This is a genomic window from Acidovorax sp. Root70 (assembly GCF_001428225.1).
Taxonomy (GTDB): domain Bacteria; phylum Pseudomonadota; class Gammaproteobacteria; order Burkholderiales; family Burkholderiaceae_C; genus Acidovorax.
Genome location: NZ_LMHQ01000030.1, coordinates 1 through 24,728, shown reverse-complemented (window position 1 = coordinate 24,728; position 24,728 = coordinate 1). Strand labels below are relative to the sequence as shown.

Annotated in this window: 22 protein-coding genes; 18 read left to right on the top strand and 4 right to left on the bottom strand. The window is 61.0% G+C overall.

The window, feature by feature from the left end; translation table 11 throughout:
- The first annotated feature begins 21 nt into the window (after positions 1–21).
- From ASD94_RS18515 to ASD94_RS18455, 13 genes are all read left to right on the top strand, one after another.
- Positions 22–1,275, top strand: coding sequence for an NADH-quinone oxidoreductase subunit D (locus ASD94_RS18515; protein WP_056646066.1), 1,254 nt, complete (start codon positions 22–24; stop codon positions 1,273–1,275).
- Entirely contained in the window at positions 1,272–1,784 is a 513-nt protein-coding gene (gene nuoE, locus ASD94_RS18510) for an NADH-quinone oxidoreductase subunit NuoE (protein ID WP_056646063.1), read from the top strand. The genes ASD94_RS18515 and nuoE overlap by 4 nt, the downstream gene beginning before the upstream one ends.
- Positions 1,781–3,136, top strand: coding sequence for an NADH-quinone oxidoreductase subunit NuoF (gene nuoF / locus ASD94_RS18505; RefSeq protein ID WP_056646061.1), 1,356 nt, complete (start codon positions 1,781–1,783; stop codon positions 3,134–3,136). The genes nuoE and nuoF overlap by 4 nt, the downstream gene beginning before the upstream one ends.
- Positions 3,137–3,150: 14 nt before the next feature.
- A complete protein-coding gene (gene nuoG, locus ASD94_RS18500) occupies positions 3,151–5,286 on the top strand; it encodes an NADH-quinone oxidoreductase subunit NuoG (protein WP_056646058.1) in 2,136 nt (711 codons plus the stop codon).
- Entirely contained in the window at positions 5,283–6,365 is a 1,083-nt protein-coding gene (nuoH, locus tag ASD94_RS18495) for an NADH-quinone oxidoreductase subunit NuoH (RefSeq protein ID WP_056646055.1), read from the top strand. Before nuoG ends, nuoH begins: the two co-directional genes overlap by 4 nt.
- A gap of 12 nt (positions 6,366–6,377) precedes the next feature.
- Positions 6,378–6,890 (top strand): NADH-quinone oxidoreductase subunit NuoI, encoded by a 513-nt coding sequence (nuoI, locus tag ASD94_RS18490; protein WP_010463942.1) that lies wholly within the window; start codon positions 6,378–6,380, stop codon positions 6,888–6,890.
- Between the two features lie 50 nt (positions 6,891–6,940).
- Complete coding sequence (locus ASD94_RS18485; protein ID WP_056646051.1) at positions 6,941–7,609, top strand: NADH-quinone oxidoreductase subunit J; 669 nt, start codon at positions 6,941–6,943, stop codon at positions 7,607–7,609.
- Positions 7,606–7,914 carry an NADH-quinone oxidoreductase subunit NuoK gene (gene nuoK, locus ASD94_RS18480; protein ID WP_005793248.1) on the top strand — a complete coding sequence of 103 codons (309 nt, stop codon included), beginning with the start codon at positions 7,606–7,608 and terminating at the stop codon, positions 7,912–7,914. Before ASD94_RS18485 ends, nuoK begins: the two co-directional genes overlap by 4 nt.
- A 31-nt stretch (positions 7,915–7,945) precedes the next feature.
- Positions 7,946–9,985 (top strand): NADH-quinone oxidoreductase subunit L, encoded by a 2,040-nt coding sequence (gene nuoL, locus ASD94_RS18475; RefSeq protein WP_056646050.1) that lies wholly within the window; start codon positions 7,946–7,948, stop codon positions 9,983–9,985.
- Positions 9,986–9,997: 12 nt separating this feature from the next.
- Positions 9,998–11,473 carry an NADH-quinone oxidoreductase subunit M gene (locus tag ASD94_RS18470; protein WP_056646047.1) on the top strand — a complete coding sequence of 492 codons (1,476 nt, stop codon included), beginning with the start codon at positions 9,998–10,000 and terminating at the stop codon, positions 11,471–11,473.
- 29 nt (positions 11,474–11,502) lie between these two features.
- A complete protein-coding gene (nuoN, locus tag ASD94_RS18465) occupies positions 11,503–12,996 on the top strand; it encodes an NADH-quinone oxidoreductase subunit NuoN (RefSeq protein ID WP_056646045.1) in 1,494 nt (497 codons plus the stop codon).
- Positions 12,997–13,068: 72 nt separating this feature from the next.
- Positions 13,069–13,374 carry a DUF2818 family protein gene (locus ASD94_RS18460; protein WP_056646043.1) on the top strand — a complete coding sequence of 102 codons (306 nt, stop codon included), beginning with the start codon at positions 13,069–13,071 and terminating at the stop codon, positions 13,372–13,374.
- 158 nt (positions 13,375–13,532) lie between these two features.
- The gene (locus tag ASD94_RS18455) at positions 13,533–14,024 is read left to right on the top strand and encodes a DUF1178 family protein (protein ID WP_056646039.1); all 492 of its coding nucleotides are present in this window, start codon (positions 13,533–13,535) and stop codon (positions 14,022–14,024) included.
- Between the two features lie 62 nt (positions 14,025–14,086).
- Here the strand turns inward: ASD94_RS18455 and ASD94_RS18450 are convergent, their stop codons facing one another.
- Positions 14,087–15,937, bottom strand: coding sequence for an ABC transporter transmembrane domain-containing protein (locus ASD94_RS18450; RefSeq protein ID WP_056646036.1), 1,851 nt, complete (start codon positions 15,935–15,937; stop codon positions 14,087–14,089).
- A 373-nt stretch (positions 15,938–16,310) separates the two neighbouring features.
- On the opposite strand from ASD94_RS18450, the gene ASD94_RS18445 reads away from it, so the two are divergent.
- The 5 genes from ASD94_RS18445 to ASD94_RS18425 all read left to right on the top strand — a co-directional run bounded on the left by ASD94_RS18445 (position 16,311) and on the right by ASD94_RS18425 (position 21,047).
- Entirely contained in the window at positions 16,311–17,081 is a 771-nt protein-coding gene (locus tag ASD94_RS18445; protein WP_015013285.1) for an ABC transporter ATP-binding protein, read from the top strand.
- Positions 17,081–17,794, top strand: a complete 714-nt coding sequence (locus ASD94_RS18440) for an ABC transporter ATP-binding protein (RefSeq protein WP_056061588.1) — start codon at positions 17,081–17,083, stop codon at positions 17,792–17,794. The genes ASD94_RS18445 and ASD94_RS18440 overlap by 1 nt, the downstream gene beginning before the upstream one ends.
- Positions 17,795–17,853: 59 nt before the next feature.
- Positions 17,854–19,050 (top strand): ABC transporter substrate-binding protein, encoded by a 1,197-nt coding sequence (locus tag ASD94_RS18435; protein WP_056646032.1) that lies wholly within the window; start codon positions 17,854–17,856, stop codon positions 19,048–19,050.
- Between the two features lie 98 nt (positions 19,051–19,148).
- Positions 19,149–20,033: a branched-chain amino acid ABC transporter permease gene (locus ASD94_RS18430; protein WP_056646029.1), complete on the top strand. Its 885-nt coding sequence runs from the start codon at positions 19,149–19,151 to the stop codon at positions 20,031–20,033.
- A 12-nt stretch (positions 20,034–20,045) separates the two neighbouring features.
- On the top strand, positions 20,046–21,047 hold the full coding sequence (locus ASD94_RS18425; RefSeq protein WP_056646026.1) for a branched-chain amino acid ABC transporter permease: 1,002 nt from the start codon (positions 20,046–20,048) through the stop codon (positions 21,045–21,047).
- A 56-nt stretch (positions 21,048–21,103) separates the two neighbouring features.
- Here ASD94_RS18425 and ASD94_RS18420 read toward each other — a convergent pair whose 3' ends face one another.
- The 3 genes from ASD94_RS18420 to ASD94_RS18410 form a co-directional block, all read right to left on the bottom strand.
- Entirely contained in the window at positions 21,104–22,273 is a 1,170-nt protein-coding gene (locus tag ASD94_RS18420) for a lipocalin-like domain-containing protein (RefSeq protein ID WP_056646591.1), read from the bottom strand.
- 20 nt (positions 22,274–22,293) lie between these two features.
- On the bottom strand, positions 22,294–23,349 hold the full coding sequence (locus tag ASD94_RS18415) for a PLP-dependent cysteine synthase family protein (RefSeq protein WP_056646022.1): 1,056 nt from the start codon (positions 23,347–23,349) through the stop codon (positions 22,294–22,296).
- Between the two features lie 96 nt (positions 23,350–23,445).
- Complete coding sequence (locus ASD94_RS18410; protein WP_056646019.1) at positions 23,446–24,396, bottom strand: hypothetical protein; 951 nt, start codon at positions 24,394–24,396, stop codon at positions 23,446–23,448.
- Between the last annotated feature and the right edge of the window lie 332 nt (positions 24,397–24,728).

The window sequence follows — 24,728 nt, the reverse complement described above, 5'->3', positions numbered from 1 at the left end:
TTGCGCCTCATGTGATCCATCATGGCTGAAATCAAGAACTATTCCCTGAACTTTGGTCCGCAGCACCCTGCGGCGCACGGTGTGTTGCGTCTGGTGCTCGAGCTCGATGGCGAGGTCGTGCAACGCGCTGACCCGCACATCGGTCTGCTCCACCGTGCCACCGAAAAGCTGGCTGAGCACAAGACCTACATCCAGTCGCTGCCCTACATGGACCGCCTGGACTACGTGTCGATGATGTGCAATGAGCACGCCTATTGCCTGGCCATCGAAAAGCTGCTGGGCCTGGAAGTGCCGGTGCGCGCGCAGTACATCCGCGTGATGTTCTCCGAGATCACGCGCCTGCTGAACCACCTGATGTGGCTGGGTTCGCATGGTAATGACTGTGGCAGCTCCACCATCCTGATCTATACCTTCCGCGAGCGTGAAGACCTGTTCGACATGTACGAAGCCGTCTCTGGCGCGCGCATGCATGCGGCCTATTTCCGGCCTGGTGGTGTGTACCGCGATTTGCCCGACAGCATGCCGCAGTACAAGGTCAGCAAGATCAAGAACGCCAAGGCGCTGGAGGCGTTGAACCAGAATCGCCAGGGTTCGATGCTCGACTTTATCGACGACTTCACCCAGCGCTTCCCCGGCTGTGTGGATGAGTACGAAACCTTGCTTACCGATAACCGTATCTGGAAGCAGCGTACCGTGGGTATTGGCGTGGTGCCGCCTGAGCGTGCTCTGAATCTGGGCATGACGGGGCCCATGCTCCGGGGCTCCGGCATCGCCTGGGATCTTCGCAAGACCCAGCCCTACGACGTCTATGACCGCATGGACTTCGACGTGCCGGTGGGCAAGACGGGCGACTGCTACGACCGCTACCTGGTGCGCGTGCAGGAAATGCGCGAGTCTAACCGCATCATCAAGCAGTGCGTGGACTGGCTGCGCGCCAACCCCGGCCCTGTGATCACCGACAACCACAAGGTGGCTGCACCGGCACGCGAATCGATGAAGTCCAACATGGAAGAGCTGATCCACCACTTCAAGCTCTTCACCGAAGGCTTTCACGTTCCCGAAGGCGAAGCCTATGCGGCCGTCGAGCACCCCAAGGGCGAGTTCGGCATCTACCTCGTGAGCGATGGCGCCAACAAGCCCTATCGCCTGAAGATTCGTGCGCCCGGCTTTGCGCATCTGGCCACATTGGATGAAATGGCCCGAGGTCACATGATTGCCGACGCGGTAGCCATCATCGGCACCATGGATATCGTGTTCGGAGAGATCGACCGATGAGCAACAACAGCAATACCAAGATCACCGACGCCACGCTGGCGCGCTTTGCGCGTGAAGTGGCCAAGTACCCGCCTGAGCAGGCGCAGTCCGCCGTGATGGCTTGCCTGTCCATCGTTCAGCAGGAGCAGGGCTGGGTCAGCGCCGAGAGCGAGGCCGTGATCGCCGACTACCTGGGCATGGCCCAGATCGCGGTGCACGAAGTCACCACGTTCTACAACATGTACAACCAGCAGCCGACGGGCAAGTACAAGCTCAACGTCTGCACCAACCTGCCTTGCCAGCTGCGCGACGGCCAGAAAGCGTTGCACCACCTCGAGAAGAAGCTCGGCGTGACCATGGGCGAGACCACGCCCGACGGCCTGTTCACGCTGCAGCAGTGCGAATGCCTGGGCGCTTGCGCCGACGCACCCGTGATGCTGGTCAATGACCGCACCATGTGCAGTTTCATGGACAACGACAAGCTCGATCAGCTCGTCGATGGCCTCAAGGCAGCGGAAGGACAAGCATGACCACCGCCGCACAGATCCTCTCGCAGTTCCAGGCCACCGGCGTTCAGACCTGCTTCCACGACCGCCACATCAATCCGCAGATCGTCGCGGGCCTCGATGGCACGAACTGGAGCATCAAGGACTACGAAGCGCGTGGCGGCTACGCTGCGCTGCGCAAGATCCTGGGTACCGACGGTGGAGAGCCGCTGACACAGGACCAGGTGATCGCCACCGTCAAGGAATCCGGCCTGCGTGGCCGTGGTGGCGCGGGCTTTCCCACGGGTCTCAAGTGGAGCTTCATGCCCCGCTCGTTCCCTGGCCAGAAGTACCTGGTGTGCAATTCCGACGAGGGCGAGCCGGGCACCTGTAAGGACCGCGACATCCTGCAGTTCAACCCGCACATCGTCATCGAAGGCATGATCATCGCGGCCTACGCGATGGGCATCTCCGTGGGCTATAACTACATCCACGGCGAAATCTTCCAGACCTACGACCGTTTCGAGGAAGCCCTCGAAGAAGCACGCGCGGCGGGCTACCTGGGCGACAAGATCCTGGGCAGCAACTTCAGCTTCCAGCTGCATGCCGCACACGGCTTCGGTGCGTACATCTGCGGCGAAGAGACAGCTCTGCTCGAATCGCTGGAAGGCAAGAAGGGCCAACCGCGCTTCAAGCCACCATTTCCGGCCAGCTTCGGTCTGTACGGCAAGCCCACCACCATCAACAACACCGAGACCTTCGCGGCCGTGCCGTGGATCATCCGCAATGGCGGGGCTGCCTACCTTGAATGCGGCAAGCCCAACAACGGCGGCACCAAGATCTTCTCGGTCTCAGGCGACGTGGAAAAGCCCGGCAACTACGAAGTCCCCCTGGGGACGCCGTTTGCCAAGCTGCTCGAGCTCGCCGGTGGCGTGCGCAAGGGTCGCCAGCTCAAGGCCGTGATCCCCGGCGGCTCGTCTGCCCCGGTGCTGCCAGCGTCCATCATCATGGAATGCACGATGGACTACGACTCCATCGCCAAGGCCGGCTCCATGCTGGGTTCGGGCGCCGTCATCGTGATGGACGATTCCCGCAGCATGGTCGAAAGCCTGTTGCGCCTGTCGTACTTCTACTCGCACGAATCCTGCGGGCAATGCACGCCCTGCCGCGAAGGCACGGGCTGGATGTGGCGCGTGATCGACCGCATCCAGCACAACCAGGGCCGCGCGGGCGACCTGGACCTGCTCAATTCGGTGGCAGACAACATCCAGGGCCGCACGATCTGTGCTCTGGGTGACGCTGCCGCGATGCCGGTACGCGCAATGATCAAGCATTTCCGTCCCGAGTTTGAAGCACTGATCCGGAACAACGCCTCCCAGGCCGCGACCTCCGCCTGATCGCGAGAAGACATATGGTTGAAATTGAACTGGACGGTCAGAAAGTGGAAGTCGCCGAAGGCTGCATGGTGATGCATGCAGCCGAAAAGGCGGGCACCTACATTCCGCATTTCTGCTATCACAAGAAACTCTCGATTGCCGCCAACTGCCGCATGTGCCTGGTGGACGTCGAGAAGGCTCCCAAGCCCATGCCCGCCTGCGCCACGCCCGTGACGCAAGGCATGATCGTGCGCACCAAGAGCGACAAGGCCATCAAGGCCCAGCAGTCGGTCATGGAGTTCCTGCTGATCAACCACCCGCTGGATTGCCCCATCTGCGACCAGGGCGGTGAGTGCCAGCTGCAGGATCTGGCCGTGGGCTACGGTGGCTCTTCCTCGCGCTACGAAGAGGAAAAGCGCGTAGTGCCCGTCAAGGACGTTGGTCCGCTGATTTCGATGCAGGAAATGAGCCGCTGCATCCACTGCACCCGCTGCGTGCGCTTCGGCCAGGAAGTGGCCGGCGTGATGGAGCTCGGCATGATCCACCGTGGCGAGCACTCCGAAATCACCACCGTGGTGGGCGACACGATCGACTCCGAGCTGTCGGGCAACATGATCGACATCTGCCCTGTGGGTGCCCTGACCAGCAAGCCGTTCCGCTACAGCGCCCGCACCTGGGAACTGTCGCGCCGCCGCTCCGTCAGCCCGCACGACTCCACCGGCGCCAACCTCATCGTCCAGGTCAAGAACCACAAGGTCATGCGCGTCGTTCCGCTCGAGAACGAAGCCGTGAATGAATGCTGGATCGCCGACCGCGACCGCTTCTCGTACGAATCGCTCAACAGCGACGACCGCCTGACCCAGCCCATGCTCAAGCAGGGCGGGGTGTGGAAGACCGTCGACTGGCAGACCGCTCTCGAGTACGTGGCCAACGGCCTCAAGAACATCAAGAACGACCATGGCGCCAACAGCATCGGCGCCTTGGTGAGCCCGCACAGCACCGTGGAAGAGCTGTACCTTGCCAGCGCCCTGGTGCGCGGCATAGGCAGCGACAACATCGACTACCGTCTGCGCAACGCCGAGTTCGCGGCGCCCGAAGGCATTCGCTGGCTGGGCACGTCCATCGCTTCGCTGTCCACGCTGCAACGCGTGCTGGTGGTGGGCTCCAACCTGCGCAAGGACCATCCGCTGTTTGCCCAACGCATCCGCCAAGCGGCTCGCCATGGCTGCCAGGTCAGCGCCATCGCTTCGGCCGCCCAGGACTGGGCCATGCCTGTGCAAACACTCGTCGCCCAAAGCGCCGGCGAATGGGTCCAGACGCTTGGAGGCATCGCCTTTGCCATCGCCCAGGAAAAGGGTGTTGCCGCTCCGCAAGGCGCGACTGCCGCCAACGACGCTGCCCAAGCCATCGCCCGCTCGCTGCTGGGCGGCGAGCGCAAGGCCGTGCTGCTGGGCAACGCGGCAGCGCACCATGCGCAAGCCACGCAATTGCTGGTGCTGGCCAATTGGATCGGCGAGAACACGGGAGCTTCCGTGGGCTACCTGACGGAAGCCGCCAACACGGTGGGCGCGCAGTTCGCGGGTGCTCATCCTGTCAACGGTGGTTTGAATGCGGGCCAGATGCTCTCCGGTGGTCTGAAGGCGGCTGTGCTGCTCAACACCGAGCCGGTGCATGACTCGGCTGCCGGTGCCAGCGCCGCTGCTGCACTGTCTGGTGCTGACATGGTGGTGACCATGAGCCCCTTCAAGGCCAACATGGAGTTCAGTGACGTTCTGTTGCCAATTGCTCCGTTCACCGAAACGTCGGGCAGCTTCATCAACGCCGAAGGTCGCCTGCAGAGCTTCCATGCCGTGGTGCGTCCGCTGGGCGATACCCGCCCCGCATGGAAGGTTCTGCGTGTGCTGGCCAACCTGCTGGGCGTTCCAGGCTTCGACTTCGAAACCTCGCAAGACGTGCTGGCCCGCGCCACCAACGCAGCAGCCGGTGCGGTCACTGAAGTGCCTGCAGCCCAACTGTCGAACGTGGTGATGAACGCCGCGCCTGCGTCTGCCGCCGCTGCCGGTGAGCCCGTGGTGGCCTCCATCTATCAACTTGACGGCCTCGTGCGCCGTTCGACGTCGCTGCAGCTCACCGCTGACGCACGCCTGGCACGTGAAGGAGTGGCCGCATGATCGACGCGATCTACAACGCGGGCCTGAACCTGCTCTCCTTTGGCTGGTGGACGGGCATCGTCTGGCCAGTGCTATGGATTTTGATCAAGATCGTCTGCATTCTGGCGCCCCTGATGGGGGCGGTGGCTTATCTCACTTTGTGGGAGCGTAAGCTGCTGGGTTTCATGCAGGTGCGCCATGGTCCCAACCGCGTGGGCCCCATGGGTCTGCTGCAGCCTATCGCCGATGCGCTGAAGTTGTTGACCAAGGAAATCATCCAGCCCACGGCGGCTAGCAAGGGGCTGTTTGTGCTGGGCCCGGTCATGGCGATCATGCCTGCCCTGGCTGCCTGGGTCGCCATTCCGTTCGGACCTGACGTGGCCCTTGCGAACGTAAACGCCGGTTTGCTGCTCGTCATGGCCATAACCTCCATCGAGGTCTATGGTGTGATCATTGCCGGCTGGGCGTCCAATTCCAAGTACGCTTTTCTGGGCGCTCTGCGCGCGTCGGCCCAGATGGTGAGCTATGAAATTGCGATGGGGTTCTGCTTCCTCGTTGTGATCATGGTGTCGGGCAGCATGAATCTGACCGAGATCGTGTTGGGGCAGGGCCGTGGCATGGCCGCGGACAAGGGCCTGACTTTCCTGTCCTGGAACTGGCTGCCGCTGCTGCCGATTTTCCTGGTCTACCTCATCTCCGGCGTAGCTGAAACCAATCGCCACCCCTTCGACGTGGTGGAGGGCGAGGCCGAGATCGTGGCCGGCCACATGGTCGAGTATTCGGGCATGGGGTTTGCCATCTTCTTCCTGGCAGAGTACGCCAGCATGTGGCTCGTATCCATCCTCGCCGCGCTCATGTTCCTGGGCGGCTGGTTGTCGCCTATCGATAGCGCGGTGTTCAACTGGATTCCTGGTTGGATCTGGCTGGGTCTCAAGACCTTCCTCGTTGTGTCCATGTTCATCTGGATCCGGGCCACCTTCCCACGGTTCCGGTATGACCAGATCATGCGTCTGGGCTGGAAGATTTTCATTCCGGTCACGCTGGTGTACTTGTTGATTGTTGGCGGGTGGTTGCTCTCGCCTTGGAATATCTGGAAATAAGCGGGGACACAAATGACTGCTGTTGCTGCTGCTGCACCTTTTTCGTTCAAGGATTTCTTCAAGAGCTTCATGCTCGTGGAGTTGCTCAAGGGGATGGCCCTGACTGGCCGCTATGCGTTTCGCCGCAAGGTGACCGTACAGTTCCCTGAAGAGAAGACGCCTTTGTCGCCACGTTTTCGTGGACTGCATGCGCTGCGCCGTTACGACAATGGCGAGGAGCGTTGCATCGCTTGCAAGCTGTGCGAAGCCGTATGCCCAGCGATGGCCATCACCATTGAATCGGATGTGCGTGCCGACGGTTCGCGCCGCACCACGCGTTATGACATTGATCTGACGAAGTGCATTTTCTGCGGCTTCTGCGAAGAGAGCTGTCCTGTCGATTCGATCGTCGAAACACACATCTTTGAGTACCACGGCGAAAAGCGTGGTGACCTGTATTTCACGAAGGACATGCTCTTGGCCGTGGGCGACCGGTACGAAGGTGAAATTGCGGCAGCCAAGGCTGCAGACGCCAAGTACCGCTGAGCGGTGCGGGGTTCAGCCTCTTTGCCAGACTTTCTATAAAGACCCGATTCATGGACGCCAAGACTGGTTTCTTCTATCTCTTCTCGGTGGTGCTGCTGTTCGCGGCCTTCCGGGTGATCACTGCGCGCAACCCCGTGCACGCGGTGCTGTATCTCATCCTCGCGTTTTCGCAGGCGGCGGCTGTCTGGCTGTTGCTCAAGGCTGAGTTCCTGGCGATTGCACTGGTGCTGGTGTACCTGGGCGCGGTCATGGTGCTTTTCCTGTTCGTGGTGATGATGCTGGACATTCACATCGATACCGTGCGCAAGGGGTTCTGGAAACACTTCCCATTGGCGGCCCTCATCGGGGCGGTCATCGCCCTGGAAATGGCGGCCGTGTTGATGGGGGGATTCCGTGGCATTGAAGAGCCCAAGGCCGTCGCTGCCGTGGTCGATGCTGCTGGCCATGTGGTCCCTTACTCCAATACCAAGGCGCTGGGCAAGCTGCTGTACACCCAATATCTGTACCCTGTTGAGATCGCGGCAGTCATTCTGCTGGTGGCCATGGTTGCTGCCATCGCTCTGACCCTGCGTCAGCGCAAGGACAGCAAGGCCATCAATCCTTCCACGCAGATTCGCGTGCGTGCGTCCGATCGTCTGGCAGTGATCAAGGTGGCCGCCACTCAAAAGCCTGCGGCGGAAGATCCTGCTCAAGCTGCTGCCGAGGAGAAAAAAGCATGACATTGACTCTGGGCCACTTTTTGTCGCTGGGCGCCATGTTGTTTGCGCTCGCTGTGATCGGCATCTTCCTGAACCGCAAGAACCTGATCGTGCTGCTGATGGCGATCGAGCTCATGCTGCTGGCCGTGAACATGAACTTCGTGGCGTTCTCCCACTACCTGGGAGACATGCACGGCCAGGTGTTCGTGTTCTTCATCCTTACCGTGGCAGCCGCTGAATCGGCGATCGGCCTGGCCATCCTGGTGCTGCTGTTCCGCAACAAATCCAGTATCAACGCGGAAGACCTCAACACCCTCAAGGGTTGATGGGTCACGAGTATTCCCAAGGTTCTCAAGAATGAGTCAAACCCTCTCTGCTTCAACGCTCCTGGCTGTGCCTTTGGCACCGCTGGCGGGCGCCGTGCTGGCCGGCATCTTCGGTACGACCTTCGGTGGTAACTGGATCGGTCGGCGTCTGAGCCACACCCTGACCATCCTCGGCGTACTGGTTGCGTTCATCCTGTCGGCCATGACGCTCAAGAGCGTTGCGCTCGACGGTGCCCGCTTCAATGAAACCCTGTACACCTGGATGGTGGTGGGTGGCCTGAAGATGGAAGTGGGCTTCCTGATTGACAGCCTCACCGCGATGATGATGGTGGTCGTGACCTTCGTGTCCTTGATGGTTCACATCTACACCATTGGCTACATGGAAGAGGACGAGGGCTACAACCGCTTCTTTGCCTACATTTCGCTGTTCACGTTCTCCATGCTCATGCTGGTCATGAGCAACAACCTGCTGCAGTTGTTCTTCGGCTGGGAGGCCGTGGGCTTGGTGTCCTATCTGCTGATTGGCTTCTGGTTCAACAAGCCTACTGCCATCTTCGCCAACATGAAGGCGTTTCTGGTCAACCGCGTGGGTGACTTCGGCTTCATTCTGGGCATTGGCCTGATCGCCGCCTATACCGGCACCCTGAACTATGGCGAGATCTTCGCCAAGGCCGGCGATCTGGGCGCACTGTCTTTCCCGGGCACCAGCTGGATGCTCGTCACCGTGATCTGCATCTGCCTGTTCATCGGTGCCATGGGCAAGTCGGCACAGTTTCCTCTGCACGTCTGGCTGCCGGATTCGATGGAGGGTCCCACCCCCATTTCCGCGCTGATCCACGCCGCCACCATGGTGACTGCGGGCATCTTCATGGTGTCGCGCATGTCACCCCTGTTCGAGCTGTCGGATACCGCACTCAATTTCATTCTGGTGATCGGTGCCATCACGGCGCTCTTCATGGGTTTCCTGGGCATCATCCAGAACGACATCAAGCGTGTGGTGGCGTACTCGACGTTGTCGCAGCTGGGCTACATGACGGTGGCACTGGGTGCTTCGGCCTACTCGGTGGCCGTGTTCCACCTGATGACGCATGCGTTCTTCAAAGCCTTGTTGTTCCTGGGCGCTGGCTCGGTCATCATGGGCATGCACCACAACCAGGACATTCGCTGGATGGGGGCTGTGCGCAAGTACATGCCCATCACCTGGATCACCTCGCTGCTGGGCTCGCTGGCCCTGATCGGCACGCCGCTGTTCTCGGGCTTCTATTCCAAGGACAGCATCATCGAGGCAGTGCATTTCAGCCACCTGCCAGCCGCCGGTTTCGCGCATTTTGCGGTGCTTGCAGGTGTCTTCATCACGGCGTTCTACTCCTTCCGCATGTACTTCCTGGTGTTCCATGGCAAGGAGCGTTACGACCAGAACCCGGACGCGCATCATGACGATCACCATGGTCACGGCCATGACGACCACCATGAGCCGCACGAATCCCCTTGGGTGGTGACCGTGCCTCTGGTGTTGCTGGCAATCCCTTCGGTGGTAGTGGGCTTCCTGTTCATTCAGCCCATGCTGTTTGGTGATTTCTTCAAGGATGTCATTTTTGTGGATGCGGCAAAGCACCCCTCCATGGCGCACATGACAGAGCACTTCCATAGTGCCTGGGCCATGGCATTGCATGGTTTGCAAACGGCACCGTTCTGGTTGGCATTGGCGGGTGTGGCGCTGTCGTACTACATGTACATGGTCAATCCCGCGCTGCCCACTGCGATCAAGGCGCGCGCGCAGCCCATCTACACCCTGCTGGAAAACAAGTACTACCTCGACTGGATCAACGAGAACATCTTGGCCCGTGGTGCCCGTGCGCTGGGCATGGGGTTGTGGAAGGGCGGAGATCAGGCAGTGATCGATGGCGCCTTGGTCAATGGTTCTTGGAAACTGGTGCGTGGCGTTTCCGGAGTCGTCCGTTGGGTGCAGTCTGGCTTTATCTTCCATTACGCGCTGGTGATGATCCTGGGTGTATTCGCACTGATGACCTGGTTTGTCTGGGGCGATGTGTTCATGCAGCTCATCAAATAAGGAAAACAACAAATGGGTCTGTTGAGTCTTGCAATCTGGACACCGATTGCTTTTGGCGCGCTGTTGCTCGCCATCGGGCGCGACGAACATGCGCGTGCGGTGCGGTGGTTGGCGCTGGTGGGTGCCTTGATTGGGTTCCTGGTCACGTTGCCTCTGTACGACGGTTTCAAGCTGGGTACGGCGGCCATGCAGTTTGTGGAGAAGGCCGACTGGATCGAGCGTTTCAATGTCCACTACCACCTCGGGGTGGACGGCATTTCGTTCTGGTTTGTGCCGCTCACGGCCTTCATTACCGTCATCGTGGTGATTGCCTCATGGGAGTCCATCACTGAGCGCGTGAACCAGTACATGGGCGCTTTCTTGATCCTTTCGGGGCTCATGATCGGCGTGTTCAGCGCACTGGACGGCATTCTGTTCTACGTGTTCTTCGAGGCAACGCTGATCCCGATGTACCTCATCATCGGGATCTGGGGGGGGCCGAACAAGATCTACGCTGCGTTCAAGTTCTTCCTGTACACGCTGCTTGGCTCGCTGTTGATGCTGATCGCGCTGATCTACCTGTACAACCAGTCCGGCGGCAGCTTCGACATCGCCACCTGGCACCAGTTGCCTTTGAGCGGTCGTGCGCAAACCCTGTTGTTCTTCGCCTTCTTTGCCGCCTTCGCTGTGAAGGTGCCCATGTGGCCTGTCCATACCTGGCTGCCTGATGTGCACGTGGAAGCACCCACTGGCGGTTCTGCGGTGCTGGCTGCCATCATGCTCAAGCTGGGCGCCTATGGTTTCCTGCGGTTTTCGCTGCCGATCGCTCCTGACGCAGCACGTCAATGGGCTTGGCTCATGATTGCCCTGTCGCTGATCGCGGTGATTTACGTGGGCCTGGTGGCCATGGTCCAGAAGGACATGAAGAAGCTGGTGGCCTACTCGTCGGTGGCGCACATGGGGTTTGTGACCCTCGGCTTTTTCATCTTCAACGACCTGGGTGTTTCGGGCGGCATCGTCCAGATGATTGCGCACGGCTTCGTGTCCGGTGCGATGTTCCTGTCCATCGGCGTGTTGTACGACCGTGTGCACTCGCGTGAGATCGCCGCCTATGGCGGCGTGGTCAACACCATGCCCAACTTCACCGCGTTTGCTCTGTTGTTTGCCATGGCCAACTGCGGCCTGCCGGGTACGGCCGGTTTTGTGGGTGAGTGGATGGTGATCCTGGGCGCGGTCAAAGCCAACTTCTGGATTGGTCTGGCTGCGGCCACGGCGTTGATCTTTGGCGCCGCTTACACCTTGTGGATGTTCAAGCGCGTGTACCTGGGCCCTGTGGGCAACGACAACGTCAAGGGCTTGACGGATATCGACAGCCGTGAATTCCTCGTGCTTGCGGTGCTTGGCATTGCGGTGCTGGCCATGGGCCTGTACCCCCGTCCGTTTACCGATGTGATGGACGCCTCGGTGGCAGAACTGCTCAAGCATGTGGCGCTGACCAAGCTGAACTGAACAGACCAGACTGAACTGAGAGATTCGAGATGATTGACAACATCAGCTGGCTAGCGATCTACCCTGAAATTGTGCTGTTGACGATGGCCTGCGTGATTGCGCTGGTCGATCTGGGTGTTCACAGCCCTCGCCGCACCAGCACCTATGTGCTGACGATGCTCACCCTGGCCGTGGTGGCCGCCCTGCAGGCCATGTACGCAAGCAGCGGCAATACCTTCTACGGTTTCGGCAACATGGTGGTGAGCGACGCCATGGGCAACTGGCTCAAGTGTTTTGCCACCGTGGCCATGATGGTCACCCTGGTGTACGGACGTCCGTATGCAGCTGACCGCGACATGCTGCGGGGCGGCGAGCTCTTCACGTTGTCCATGTTTGCCTTGCTGGGCATGTTCATCATGATTTCGGGCAACAACTTCCTGGTGATCTACCTGGGCCTGGAACTGCTCACGCTGTCGAGCTATGCCCTCGTGGCATTGCGCCGCGACAACGCCACGGCCACGGAAGCAGCGATGAAGTATTTTGTGCTGGGTGCCATGGCCAGCGGCTTCCTGCTTTATGGCCTGTCCATGGTGTACGGAGCCACGGGCTCGCTGGATATTGGCCAGGTGTTCAAGGCCGTTAACTCCGGCCAGATCAAGCATCAAGTGTTGGTGTTCGGTCTGGTGTTTGTGGTGGCGGGTCTGGCTTTCAAGCTGGGCGTGGTTCCGTTCCACATGTGGATTCCCGACGTGTACCAAGGTGCGCCTACGGCCGTGACTCTGATGATTGGTGGCGCCCCCAAGTTGGCAGCCTTTGCCATTACGGTTCGTCTGCTGGTCGATGGCTTGCTGCCACTGGCCATTGACTGGCAGCAGATGCTGGCTGTGCTGGCAATTGGGTCACTGTTGGTCGGTAACCTGGCGGCCATTGCACAGACCAACCTCAAACGCATGCTGGCGTACTCCACCATTTCCCAAATGGGTTTCGTGTTGCTGGGCCTCATGTCGGGCGTCATCAACGGCAATGTGGATGCCACTGCAGTGGAGAACGCCTACAGCGCGTCCATGTTCTACGTCATCACTTACGTGCTGACTACCCTGGCTGCTTTTGGCGTGATCCTGCTGCTTGCTCGCGAGGGTTTTGAGAGCGAAGAGATTTCCGACTTTGCGGGTCTTAATCAACGCAGTCCTTTGTATGCTGGCGTGATGGCAGTGTGTCTGTTCTCGATGGCGGGTATTCCTCCGCTGGTGGGTTTCTATGCCAAGTTGGCCGTCCTGCAAGCTCTGGTGGCCTCGGGCCAGGCGATCTACATCGCAATGGCTGTCTTTGCGGTGATCATGTCGTTGATTGGTGCGTTCTACTATCTGCGTGTGGTGAAGGTCATGTACTTCGACGCGCCACTGACGGCGACCAGTGTTTCCGCACCCGTCGATGTGCGCGTGGTGCTGACCATCAACGGCGCTCTGGTGCTGGTGTTGGGCTTGCTGCCGGGCGGTTTGATGGCCTTGTGCGCCGACGCCGTGGTCCGCGCGTTGGCAACCTGAGCCGTTGCGCCGGCGCACGCATAGCGTCGGCTGCATTTCCCACTCCTTTTTGCTGCCTGGATCCCTTTTTCTGTGTCACTCACTGGTTCGGTTTGGCTTGTGATTGTGGCGGCGTTGGTCGCTGCCAATCTGCCATTTGTCAATCAACGCTGGATGGTGGTGGGTCCTTCGGCGGCCGCTGGCAAGCCGCTGGTAGGGCGTTTGGCCGAGCTGATCCTGCTGTATTTTCTGGTGGGTGGCCTCGCCTTGTTACTGGAGCGCCGCGCGGGTCAGATTGCGCCGCAGGGCTGGGAGTTTTACGCCATCACCGGCACCATGTTCCTGACCCTGGCCTTCCCTGGCTTCGTCTATCGGTACCTGTTGCGCAGGCACAGCTGAGTGGACTGCGAGCCATTGGCCAAGGGCTACAGGGTTTGTGGCCTTGCAGCATCCTGGCCACTCCGGCTGGGAGAGGCACCTCCGAGCATGATGACGCAGCTCGACGTGCGTGATCGCGCCCATCACCGGTTTTCGCCCTCCGGCGTACCATGTCAGCTATGAAGGTTCTGGATCTCCAATGTCAGCATGGCCATGTCTTTGAAGGCTGGTTTGGTTCTGAAGATGACTTTCAGAGCCAAAAGCAACGCGGATTGGTGCAGTGTCCCTTCTGCGCCGATGACCAGATCGACAAGCGCCTCAGTGCACCGCGTTTGAACCTTGGTGCGCGCGAGCCCGCTGCGTTGACAGCCTCCTCCCATTCCTCTTCTGTCACGCGCCCTCTCACCACCCCCAGCGCGCCGGTCGAGGCATCGATGCTTCCCCCTGCGCTGCAGGCCGCATGGCTGGAGCTGGCCCGAAAGGTGGTAGCGGGTACGGAGGATGTGGGCTCCCGCTTTGCCGACGAGGCCCGGCGCATGCACCATGGCGAGGTGCAGGAGCGGGCCATTCGTGGGCAGGCCACCGCGCACGAGGCGTTGCAGCTGCTGGACGAGGGCATCGCCGTCATGCCCTTGCCACTGCCTGCCGCAGCCAAGGAGACGCTGCAGTAACTGGCGTTGTCACCCGCGGCTACCGAGGTGCTTGTGGTGAGGCTACCGGCTCCCAATGGGAGTCACGCCGTGAACTGCAGAGCAGCCAGACGCGCATACACCCCACCTTGTGCCAGCAAGGTGCTGTGAGTGCCTTGCTCCACGATCCGCCCATGGTCCAGCACCACGATGCGGTCGGCATTTTGTACGGTGGCCAGGCGATGGGCGATCACCAGAGTGGTTCTTCTGCCCGTGTGGCGCTGCATGGCGGTGTCCAGCGCTGCCTGTACCATGCGCTCGCTTTCCGCGTCCAGCGCGCTGGTGGCTTCGTCCAGCAGCAGCAACGGCGGGTTTTTGAGCATGGCGCGGGCGATGGCGATGCGCTGGCGCTGGCCGCCCGAAAGACGTACCCCCCGCTCGCCCAGAAACGTGTGGTAGCCCTCGGGCAGGGCCATGATGAAGTCATGCGCAAAGGCGGCGTGGGTCGCTGCCATGACATCCTCGTCGGACGCGTCTGGGCGCCCATAGCGGATGTTGTCCATGGCAGAGGCGGAGAAGATCACTGCGTCCTGGGGAACGGTGCCCGTATGTGCGCGCAGCGTGTCGAGCGCAATGTCTCGGATGTCCACGCCATTGAGCAGGATGCGTCCTGGCCTCGGGCGGTGCGCTACGGCGGCACTGGCGCCTCCCGTCGCATGCTCGTCCACGTCATAAAACCGCTGCAGCAACTGGAACACCGTGGTTTTGCCTGCACCGCTGGAGCCGACGAGTGCCACGGTCTCACCGGGAGACAGGTGCAGCGAGAAGTCTTGCAGCGCAGGCTGATCCTGGCGCGACGGATAGTGGAACCAGACGTTGTCAAATCGCACCTCCAGACCCTGCCCGGACGTCGGGAGCTGTTGGGGCGACGCAGGGTTCGCCACGGGCGAGCGGCTGGACAGCAGTTCCATCAACCGCTCGGTGGCACCGGCGGCTCGCAGCAGGTCTCCATACACCTCACCCAGCACCGCCACTGCACTCGCCAGCAGGATGACGTACACCACGGTCTGACCCAGGTGGCCAGCGCTCATCTGTCCGGCCAGCACGGCTTCCGTGCCCCGGTACAGCCCCCACAACAGCAGGGCCGCGTTGGCGATGATGATGAAGGCCACGAGCAAGGCGCGTGCCTTGGTGCGTTTGACGGCGGTGTAGAAGGCGTCCTCCGTTGCCCGCGCAAACCGCGCGGCCTCGCGCGGCTCGGCGGTGTAGCTTTGCACCACGGGAATGGCGTTGAGCACCTCTGCGGCGATGGCGCTCGAGTCCGCTACCCGGTCCTGGCTGTCCCGTGACAGCCGGCGAACCCTTCGGCCTATCCACATCGTGGGTAGCACCACCAACACGACCGCCAGCAGCACCACGGCCATGACGTAGGGATTGGTCCACACCAGCATGGCGAGGGCCCCCAGGCCCAGCACAGCGTTGCGGAGGCCCATGGACAGCGAAGAACCGACCACCGTCTGCACCAGCGTCGTGTCGGAAGTCAGGCGCGACAGCACCTCTCCGGTCTGTGTGGTTTCAAAGAACTCTGGACTCTGCTGCAGCACATGGCCATACACGGCGTTGCGCAAGTCGGCGGTGACGCGCTCACCCAGCCAGCTCACCATGTAAAAGCGTGCCGCAGAAAACCCACCCAAGGCAATGGCCACGGCAAACAGCTCTTCAAAGTGCCCGCGAAGTGCCATGGCCTGCGCGCCCCGGTCGCCGGTGGCACTGACCAGGCCTCCATCAATGAGATTGCGCAATGCCATGGGAAACGCCAGTGTGGCCAACGCGGCCAGCACCAGGAACACCAGCGACAGTGCAATGCGGGCCCTGTAGGGACGCAGAAAGGGCAGCAGCCCCGTGAGCGAGCGGGGCGCACCCCGGGCGGGTGTGGAAGAGGGGAGGGATGCCATCGTGGCAGTGTAGGGCGCGGTGAGGGAGGCCGGGTGAACGGGCGCGAAGGCCCCAGGTTCGAGGTGACTGCGCCCGCCGCGCAAGGCGACGGATGTCAGCAAAAAGTCAGTGATGAGCGCGAGGCCGCGCGACCTTCGTGTGCCGGTCTTCGAGCTTGGAAAGGCGTCAGATCGAGCGCTAGCGCGCAGCACATGCCCGCGCCATTGCCTCGCAGTGGATGCTCAGGGCGGGTACGTAGGCATTTATACATAGGCATTAGTCCCAGTATCTACGGCAGGGTTGGGGGACATACGATGCGTTGCGATCCAAACTACCTGGAGACCTTGTCGCAAGGCTCCTCTTTTCAGCACCCAACGGAGCGGCCAAGGCGCAATGAGCGACGTCATTCTTGAAACCAACAGCCTGACCAAAGAGTTCAAGGGCTTCACCGCCGTCAGCGATGTGAACCTGGCCGTTCGCCGGGGCTCCATCCACGCGCTGATCGGCCCCAATGGGGCGGGCAAGACCACGTGCTTCAACCTGCTCACCAAGTTCCTGGAGCCCACCTCGGGCGTCATCCGCTTCAACGGACATGACATCACTCGGGAGCAGCCCGCGCAGATCGCGCGCCGCGGAGTGATTCGCTCGTTCCAGATTTCGGCGGTGTTCCCGCACCTCACACTCATCGAAAACGTGCGCCTGGGTTTGCAGCGCAAGCTGGGCACCTCGTTCCATTTCTGGCGCAGCGAGCGCACCCTGCGCCAGCTGGACGACCGTGCCATGCAATTGCTGACCGAGGTGGGTCTGGAAGACTTGGCCGACGAAGTCACCGTGAACCTGCCCTACGGCCGCAAGCGCGCGCTGGAGATTGCCACCACGCTGTCGATGGAGCCGGAGTTGATGCTGCTCGACGAGCCCACCCAGGGCATGGGCCACGAAGACGTGGACCGCGTCACACAGCTCATCAAGAAAGTGTCGGCGGGCCGCACCATTCTGATGGTGGAGCACAACATGAAGGTGGTCTCCACCATCGCGGACCGCATCACGGTGCTGCAGCGCGGCGCTGTGCTGGCCGAAGGGCCCTACGCAGAAGTGTCCAACAACCCCCAAGTCATGGAAGCCTACATGGGCACGACCGACGGCCAACTGCAGGGAGCGCACTGATGGCTGGCGTTCCCGCACTCGAAATCAAGAACCTCGAAGCCTGGTATGGCGAGTCGCATGTGCTGCACGGCGTGGACATCGTCGTGCAGCCGGGCGAGGTGGTGACGCTGCTGGGCCGCAACGGCGCGGGCCGCACCACCACCATGCGCGCCATCATGGGCCTGACCGGCGCACGCAAGGGCTCGGTCAAGATCAACGGCGTGGAAACCGTGAACATGCCCACGCACCGCATTGCGCACCTGGGCGTGGGCTACTGCCCCGAAGAGCGTGGTATTTTTTCCAGCCTCTCTTGCGAAGAAAACCTGCTGCTGCCGCCCGCCCTCAAGACGGGCACGCCGGGCATGTCGGTGCAGGAGATCTACGCCATGTTCCCCAACCTGGCCGAGCGCAAGAACAGCCAGGGCACGCGCCTCTCGGGGGGCGAGCAGCAGATGCTGGCCGTGGCCCGCATCCTGCGCACAGGGGCCAATCTGCTGCTGCTGGATGAAATCTCCGAGGGCCTGGCGCCCGTCATCGTGCAGGCCCTGGCCCGCATGATCACCATGCTGCGCCAAAAGGGCTACACCGTGGTCATGGTCGAGCAGAACTTCCGCTTTGCCGCACCGCTGGCTGACCGCTTTTATGTGATGGAGCACGGCCGCATCGTCGAGAAGTTCGGCGCCGCCGAACTCGAGGCGAAGATGCCTGTGCTCAACGAACTGCTGGGCGTCTGAGCCACGTCCACACCTTTTCCCCACCGTTTTCTTCCACCACACCAACAGGAGACAAATCCATGAAGAAACAACTCAAAGTGCTGGCACTGATGCTGGGCGTTGCAGGTCTGGCCACCTCGGCCGCGCACGCGCAGGACAAGGTCAAGATCGGTTTCATCACCGACATGTCCAGCCTGTACGCGGACGTGGAAGGCAAAAACGGCGCAGTGGCCATTCAGATGGCCATTGACGACTTCGGCGGCAAGGTGCTGGGCATGCCCATCGAACTGATGAGCGCCGACCACCAGAACAAGGCCGACATCGCAGCCTCCAAGGCCCGCGAATGGATCGACACCCAAGGCCTCACCATGGTGTTTGGTGGCACCAATTCGGGCACCGCACTGGCCATCGCCAAGGTGGCAGCCGAGAAGAAGCGCGTCTACATCAACAATGGTGCTGCCAGCTCCGCGCTGACCAACGAACAGTGCTCTCCCTATACCGTGCACTATGCCTACGACACCGTGGCACTGGCCAAGGGAACGGGCTCGGCCATTGTGGATGGCGGCGGCAAGAGCTGGTACTTCCTGACGGCAGACTACGCCTTCGGCCATGCGCTCGAGGCCGACACCACCTCAGTGGTTAAGGCCAAGGGCGGCAATGTGGTGGGTGCAGTTCGCCACCCATTGAACGCGTCCGACTTCTCGTCCTTCCTGCTGCAGGCGCAGAACTCCAAGGCGCAGATCCTGGGTCTGGCCAATGCAGGTGGTGACACCATCAACTCCATCAAGGCCGCCAAAGAGTTCGGCATTGGCAAGAGCATGAAGCTCGCTGGCCTGCTGATCTTCATCTCCGACGTGCACAGCCTGGGCCTGCGCAACACCGAAGGCCTGCAGTTCACCACCAGCTGGTACTGGGACCTGAACGAAGACACCCGCAAGTTCTCGGCCCGCTTCTTCGAGAAGACCAAGCGCATGCCCGGTGAAATTCAAGCGGCAGACTACTCGGCCACCATGAACTACCTCAAGGCCGTGGAAGCAGCCAAGACAGTGGATGCCGACAAGGTCATGGAAACCTGGCGCAAGATGAAGATGAACGACTTCTTTGCTTCGGGTCAGATTCGTCCGGACGGCCGTTATGTGCACGACATGTACCTGATGGAAGTGAAGAAGCCCGCCGAGTCCACCAAGCCCTGGGACTACTACAAGCTGATCAAGAAGCTGCCTGGTGACTCGGTGTTCACCACCAAAGCCGAGAGCAAGTGCCCGCTCTGGAAGTAAACCCCTGAGAGGGCTCACGCCGGCCTGGCTGTCCCTGCGGGGCGCCGGGCCCGGTGTGGTCCTCTGACCTGAACTCTCTCCACCTGCCGCTGCCTCCCATGGAAATCTTTGGTGTCTCATTGCCTGGTTTGTTGAGCCAGCTCCTTCTGGGGCTGGTCAATGGATCGTTTTACGCAATCCTCAGCTTGGGGCTGGCTGTGATCTTTGGCCTGCTCAACGTCATCAACTTCGCGCATGGTGCGCTGTTCATGACCGGGGCGTTGTTGACATGGATGGCCATGAACTACTTCGGCATCAACTACTGGTTGATGCTGGTGCTGGCACCGCTGGTGGTGGGCCTGTTCGGGGTGCTGATAGAGCGCCTGTTGCTGCGCTGGATCTACAAGCTCGACCACCTGTACGGGCTGCTGCTTACGCTGGGCCTCACGCTGCTGATCGAAGGCGTGTTCCGCTCCATCTACGGCGTCTCAGGCCTGGGCTACGACACGCCTGAACTGCTGGAAGGTGCTACCAGTCTGGGCTTCATGATCATGCCCAATTACCGCGCCTGGGTCGTGGTGGCTTCGGTGGTGGTGTGCCTTGCCACCTGGTATGTGATCGAAAAAACCAAGCTCGGTGCCTACCTGCGCGCGGGCACTGAAAACCCGCGTCTGGTCGAGGCCTTCGGCATCAACGTGCCGGTGATGGTGACACTGACCTACGCCTTTGGCGCAGCGCTGGCCGCCTTTGCCGGGGTGTTGGCCGCCCCGGTGTACCAGGTTACGCCGCTCATGGGCCAGAACCTCATCATCGTGGTGTTTGCCGTGGTGGTGATCGGGGGCATGGGTTCCATCATGGGCTCCATCCTTACCGGGCTGGGCCTGGGGATCATCGAAGGTTTTACCAAGGTGTTCTACCCTGAAGCGTCTTCCACCGTGGTGTTTGTCATCATGGTCATCGTTCTTCTCATTCGCCCCGCCGGCCTGTTCGGCAAAGAAAAATAAGGGGCTGCCAGCATGAATCCCAAGAACACTGCCACCATTGGTTACGGCCTGCTGTTGCTGGCCCTCATTGCCGCACCGTTTCTCGGCGCCTACCCGGTCTTTGTGATGAAGCTCATGTGCTTTGCACTGTTTGCTTCAGCGTTCAATCTGCTGCTCGGTTACACCGGCCTGTTGTCCTTCGGCCATGCAGCCTTCCTCGGTGGCGCTGCCTACGTGGCTGGCCACGCCATCAAGGTGTGGGGCCTGACGCCTGAGGTGGGCCTGCTGCTCGGCACTGCTGGTGGCGCGCTGCTGGGCCTGCTGTTTGGTTGGCTGGCCATCCGCCGCCAGGGCATTTACTTCTCCATGATCACACTGGCGCTGGCGCAGATGCTGTTCTTCGCCTGCCTGCAAGCTCCCTTCACGGGCGGTGAAGACGGCCTGCAGGGCGTGCCGCGCGGCAAGCTGTTTGGCGTGATTGATCTCCAAAGCGACCTGGTGATGTACTACGTGGCGCTGGTCATCGTGGTCGCCGCCTTCCTGCTGATCGTGCGCACCATCCATTCGCCGTTTGGCCAGGTGCTCAAGGGCATCAAGGAGAACGAGCCCCGCGCCATCTCGCTGGGCTACGACACACACCGCTTCAAGCTGCTGGCATTTGTGCTGTCGGCCGCGCTGGCGGGCCTTGCTGGCTCTCTCAAGACCCTGGTACTGGGCTTTGCCACGCTGTCCGACGTGCACTGGACGGCGTCGGGCCAGGTCATCTTGATGACGCTGGTGGGGGGGCTGGGCACGTTGTCGGGTCCGCTTATCGGCTCGGCCGTGGTGGTGCTGCTGGAGAACAAGATTGGCGAATTCGGCAACCTGCTGGCCGCACTGACCAGCGTCGAATGGTTCAAGACCTTGGGCGAGTCCGTCACCATGGTCACTGGCCTGATCTTCGTCGTCTGCGTGCTGGCCTTCCGCCGCGGCATCATGGGCGAGATCATCGCCTGGCTGGCACAACGCCGCGCAGGGAACTCCGCCAAGCATTGAGGATGTGACACCGCCCGATCTGGCGGTATCTTTCTGACACCAAGCCGCTGCAGCCTTTAGAGGCGCAGCGGCTTTGCATATCCGGTCATCTCCAGGTACCCCCTGCCCACGGGTTGGCCTTTGGGACCCATCAGGTCCGACAGCCCTTCCCAATAGATCGCACCTGTCGATCCGCTGCTGTCCAGCTCCTGGTTGTCCAGTAGCGCGTTCACTGCAAAGGTGCCTGCGGGCGTTTGCACCTGCCATTGCACCGGGTAGCGCGCGCCACTGCGCGGGCTGGTCCACCACCGCAAGGGCGTGAACGCCACAGATTGCGCCCCAAACACCTGCGCCGGCTGCCCGGGCGCCCGCCACGACCCCCCCGCCCATAACGCAGTGCCATCAGCTCGCCGCAGTCGGAAGGCTGTCAGCGCGCTGCCGTCGTGCAGGTTCATGCCGATCCAGTCCCACCCTTGGGCCTCGGGGTGCAGCAGTGCCTCGCTCCACTCGTGGTCCATCCAGGCGCGGCCCGTGTCGGGCGTCACCGCCATGCGTTTATTGCCCACCTGCAAGGTTCCGCTGACGGCGAGCTGGGGCTGGCTGTAGTAGTAGCTGGCCTGCTCGGCGTCCGGCCCCTTGCGGGACAGCCCTTGTTGCCCCTGCAGCAGTGCGGGCTGTGTGCTGTCAAACACCAGGTCCAGCCCAAATTCGCTGCCCACGATGTGGGTGGTGTAGCGGCTGGCTGCAAAGTCTGGCTTGCCGCGTGCGGTGTTGCTGCGCTCCAGCGTCCAGTCCTGCAGGCGGATGCGGGTGTCGGCCTCACTGGCTTGCGCCACCCCAAAACCGGCACGCGCAATCCGCTGGTCATGCACCAGCCGCTGGCCGCGCACATCGGTGATGGCGGCGTGTGCAAACAGCAGGTGTTTGGCCGCAAAGGCCGACTGCAGCTGCTGTGTGCCATCTACCCGAGAGCGGAAGAACGTGATCTGAAAACCCCAGGGTTGCCCCTGCGCCTGCACATGACCGGTGATGTACCACCACTCGGTGCGCAGCTCCGGGTGGCTGCCGTGATCGCGTGGAAAGACCAGCGTACGTGCCGGCAAGGCATGCGCGGCAGGGGGCAACCACCCTGCAGCCCCCACGGCCGCCAGGCCCCAGGGCATCTGCTGTGCCAGCCACTGCCGGCGCGTGACCATGGGGCCGGGGACGAGCGGCAAAGAACCTAAGGGCAACGGAGAAGAGGGCATGGTGCGGTGCGTGGCTGGCATCAGCCGATCAGGCCATCCACCTTCTGCTGTGCGGCCGAGCAATCGCCAAACGTGCGGTCTACCCACGCCGTGTCGAAATACGTGGGTAGGTAGCGCTCGCCCGCATCGCACAGCAGCGACAGGATCGAGCCGCGCTCGCCCCGCTCACGCATCTCGCTGGCCAGTGTGAGCATGGCCACAAAGTTGGTACCGGTGGATGGCCCCACGCGCCGCCCCAGCAGCTGCGACAGCGCGCGCATGGCGGCGATGGATTCGCAGTCCGCCACATCCACCATGCGGTCCACGAGCGTGCGGATAAAGCTCGGCTCCACACGCGGGCGGCCAATGCCTTCAATGCGCGATCCTGGTGCCGTCAGCTGGGCATCGCCCGTGCGGTGGTAGGCGCTGAACACCGACCCCGCCGGGTCGGCCACACACACCTGCGTGGCATGGCGCTGGTAGCGCACATAGCGGCCAATGGTCGCACAGGTGCCACCCGTGCCCGCGCCCACCACAATCCAGCGCGGCACAGGGTGCGGCTCGCGCGCCATCTGCGTGAACATGCTCTCGGCAATGTTGTTGTTGCCCCGCCAGTCGGTCGCGCGCTCGGCATAGGTGAACTGGTCCATGTAGTGGCCGCCCGTTTCTTCGGCAATCGCACGGGCTGCGTCGTACACCGCGCCCGCGCTGTCCACAAAGTGGCAACGCCCGCCATGGAACTCGATCTGTGCGATCTTTTCGGGCGAGGTGCTGCGCGGCATCACCGCCACAAACGGCAGCCCCAGCAGGCGTGCAAAGTAGGCCTCGCTCACCGCCGTGGAGCCGCTGGACGACTCGACGATGGTCGAGCCCTCATGCACCCAGCCATTGCACAGCGCGTACAGAAACAGCGACCGCGCCAGTCGGTGCTTCAGGCTGCCCGTGGGGTGGGTGGATTCGTCCTTGAGGTACAGGTCAATGCCATGCGCGGCAAAGGCGGGCAGGCGCAGCGGGATGAGGTGCGTGTCGGCGCTGCGCTGGTAGTCGGCTTCGATGCGGGCGATGGCTTCGTGGAGCCAGGGGGAGGGGAGGGGCATGGGGGCGCTTGTGTGTAGTCACACAATGGTTTCTGCTGCAAGTCAAGAACAGCCGACAGTCAAAAGAGAACATTGACAACCGAGGATGTTTAAAAGCTATGTTCCTCGAATACTCTTGATGAGATTCGCAAGCTGTTCCGCACCATCAAATGTCGAAGGAATACCTTCGCTCTCTGGAACTAGGCTGCTAAAAACGACTGCTTCAAACTTTGCGAGAGTGCTCGGATCATCCTTTTTTATTTTCGCTGAATACTCGGCATAGCTCTGAATAAATTGGCACAACACTATGCGGAGGTCAAGCTGAAGTACCTGGGCCTTTACGGATCTGAACTGGCCTAAGACTACGCGAAAGAAGTAAACCAGCAAGACTTCGATAGTCAGGATAGTAGGGAGCGTGTAGAGAAGCAGTCCTTTTTTCGATTCGATGATTTCCATGTGCGCAAGTACATATCCAATTTGGGCTGCGGGTGGAACGACCATCACCAAAGCAAGTGCCATCAATGACCAAAATGCGATTCTGCGCTCGGTGACCTTCGCCGTTGCCAACTGGCGGAATCCATCCACAAGTCCAACAAAGTTGTAGGAAGACGTTAGTCCTTTTAAACCCTCGCTGAGGGAGTCAACGTGGGCTCGTCTCTGATCCAGTTCTGAGTCCCAATCTTCCTTGAGCTTAGTCGCCGCTTCCACGGTCTGAGAAAACTTACGGAACTCGGCAATAGCAGGATCATTCAGCAGTTTTTTTGCGATTTGCACCGGCATCGCGTATCTTGCGAAAGTAATTTGGTGCCTATCGTTTCCCTTGAACATCTCAAGGTTCTCGTCGACAAAGTTCCCGATCCGCCGGATTTCGAAGCTAGGTTCGGCCGGTTGCGTGAACTCCAGCTCACACAAGAATCGATAGGCTGAAGTGAAGTCGGAAGTGACCGCTTCTGCTTTCTTGTCATGTGGTAGGTCGGGGAAGTCACGTACGGCGCGCATGAAACTATCGCCGATCCACTCAATGTTGACTGCGCAGTACTCGTCAAACTTTGCGGCGTTGGAGATCATCAATTCAATGATCTATAGTAGCAACTTGGCAATCTGAGGTGATTCAGAGAGAGATGCATAGCTTCGCAGCGTTCTGGAATAGTGTCGCAGTGCTTCCAGATTCTCTGGCGTGGAGAAGAAGAGCATTTGAGAGTGTCTCGTCGTAGTTGCTCTGCTGACTATATCGTTCAGATCCCGCAGCTTGAGAGCGCTTGCATATGGGGACGTTTAACGGTTTGAATCGCCCCGGGTTTCGCGGAGGCTCAACACTCTGAGAGGATTGAGCCATGAAGAAGACAAACAAGTTCTCGCCTGAGGTGCGTGAGCGCGCCGTAGGTGCGTGAGCGCGCCGT

Bases quoted from the DNA above. Each gene is read 5' to 3' on its own strand.
- ASD94_RS18515 (WP_056646066.1), top strand. From the start codon at position 22: ATGGCTGAAATCAAGAACTATTCCCTGAACTTTGGTCCGCAGCACCCT.
- nuoE (WP_056646063.1), top strand. From the start codon at position 1,272: ATGAGCAACAACAGCAATACCAAGATCACCGACGCCACGCTGGCGCGC.
- nuoF (WP_056646061.1), top strand. From the start codon at position 1,781: ATGACCACCGCCGCACAGATCCTCTCGCAGTTCCAGGCCACCGGCGTT.
- nuoG (WP_056646058.1), top strand. From the start codon at position 3,151: ATGGTTGAAATTGAACTGGACGGTCAGAAAGTGGAAGTCGCCGAAGGC.
- nuoH (WP_056646055.1), top strand. From the start codon at position 5,283: ATGATCGACGCGATCTACAACGCGGGCCTGAACCTGCTCTCCTTTGGC.
- nuoI (WP_010463942.1), top strand. From the start codon at position 6,378: ATGACTGCTGTTGCTGCTGCTGCACCTTTTTCGTTCAAGGATTTCTTC.
- ASD94_RS18485 (WP_056646051.1), top strand. From the start codon at position 6,941: ATGGACGCCAAGACTGGTTTCTTCTATCTCTTCTCGGTGGTGCTGCTG.
- nuoK (WP_005793248.1), top strand. From the start codon at position 7,606: ATGACATTGACTCTGGGCCACTTTTTGTCGCTGGGCGCCATGTTGTTT.
- nuoL (WP_056646050.1), top strand. From the start codon at position 7,946: ATGAGTCAAACCCTCTCTGCTTCAACGCTCCTGGCTGTGCCTTTGGCA.
- ASD94_RS18470 (WP_056646047.1), top strand. From the start codon at position 9,998: ATGGGTCTGTTGAGTCTTGCAATCTGGACACCGATTGCTTTTGGCGCG.
- nuoN (WP_056646045.1), top strand. From the start codon at position 11,503: ATGATTGACAACATCAGCTGGCTAGCGATCTACCCTGAAATTGTGCTG.
- ASD94_RS18455 (WP_056646039.1), top strand. From the start codon at position 13,533: ATGAAGGTTCTGGATCTCCAATGTCAGCATGGCCATGTCTTTGAAGGC.
- ASD94_RS18450 (WP_056646036.1), bottom strand. From the start codon at position 15,937: ATGGCATCCCTCCCCTCTTCCACACCCGCCCGGGGTGCGCCCCGCTCG.
- ASD94_RS18445 (WP_015013285.1), top strand. From the start codon at position 16,311: ATGAGCGACGTCATTCTTGAAACCAACAGCCTGACCAAAGAGTTCAAG.
- ASD94_RS18440 (WP_056061588.1), top strand. From the start codon at position 17,081: ATGGCTGGCGTTCCCGCACTCGAAATCAAGAACCTCGAAGCCTGGTAT.
- ASD94_RS18435 (WP_056646032.1), top strand. From the start codon at position 17,854: ATGAAGAAACAACTCAAAGTGCTGGCACTGATGCTGGGCGTTGCAGGT.
- ASD94_RS18430 (WP_056646029.1), top strand. From the start codon at position 19,149: ATGGAAATCTTTGGTGTCTCATTGCCTGGTTTGTTGAGCCAGCTCCTT.
- ASD94_RS18425 (WP_056646026.1), top strand. From the start codon at position 20,046: ATGAATCCCAAGAACACTGCCACCATTGGTTACGGCCTGCTGTTGCTG.
- ASD94_RS18420 (WP_056646591.1), bottom strand. From the start codon at position 22,273: ATGCCCTCTTCTCCGTTGCCCTTAGGTTCTTTGCCGCTCGTCCCCGGC.
- ASD94_RS18415 (WP_056646022.1), bottom strand. From the start codon at position 23,349: ATGCCCCTCCCCTCCCCCTGGCTCCACGAAGCCATCGCCCGCATCGAA.
- ASD94_RS18410 (WP_056646019.1), bottom strand. From the start codon at position 24,396: ATGATCTCCAACGCCGCAAAGTTTGACGAGTACTGCGCAGTCAACATT.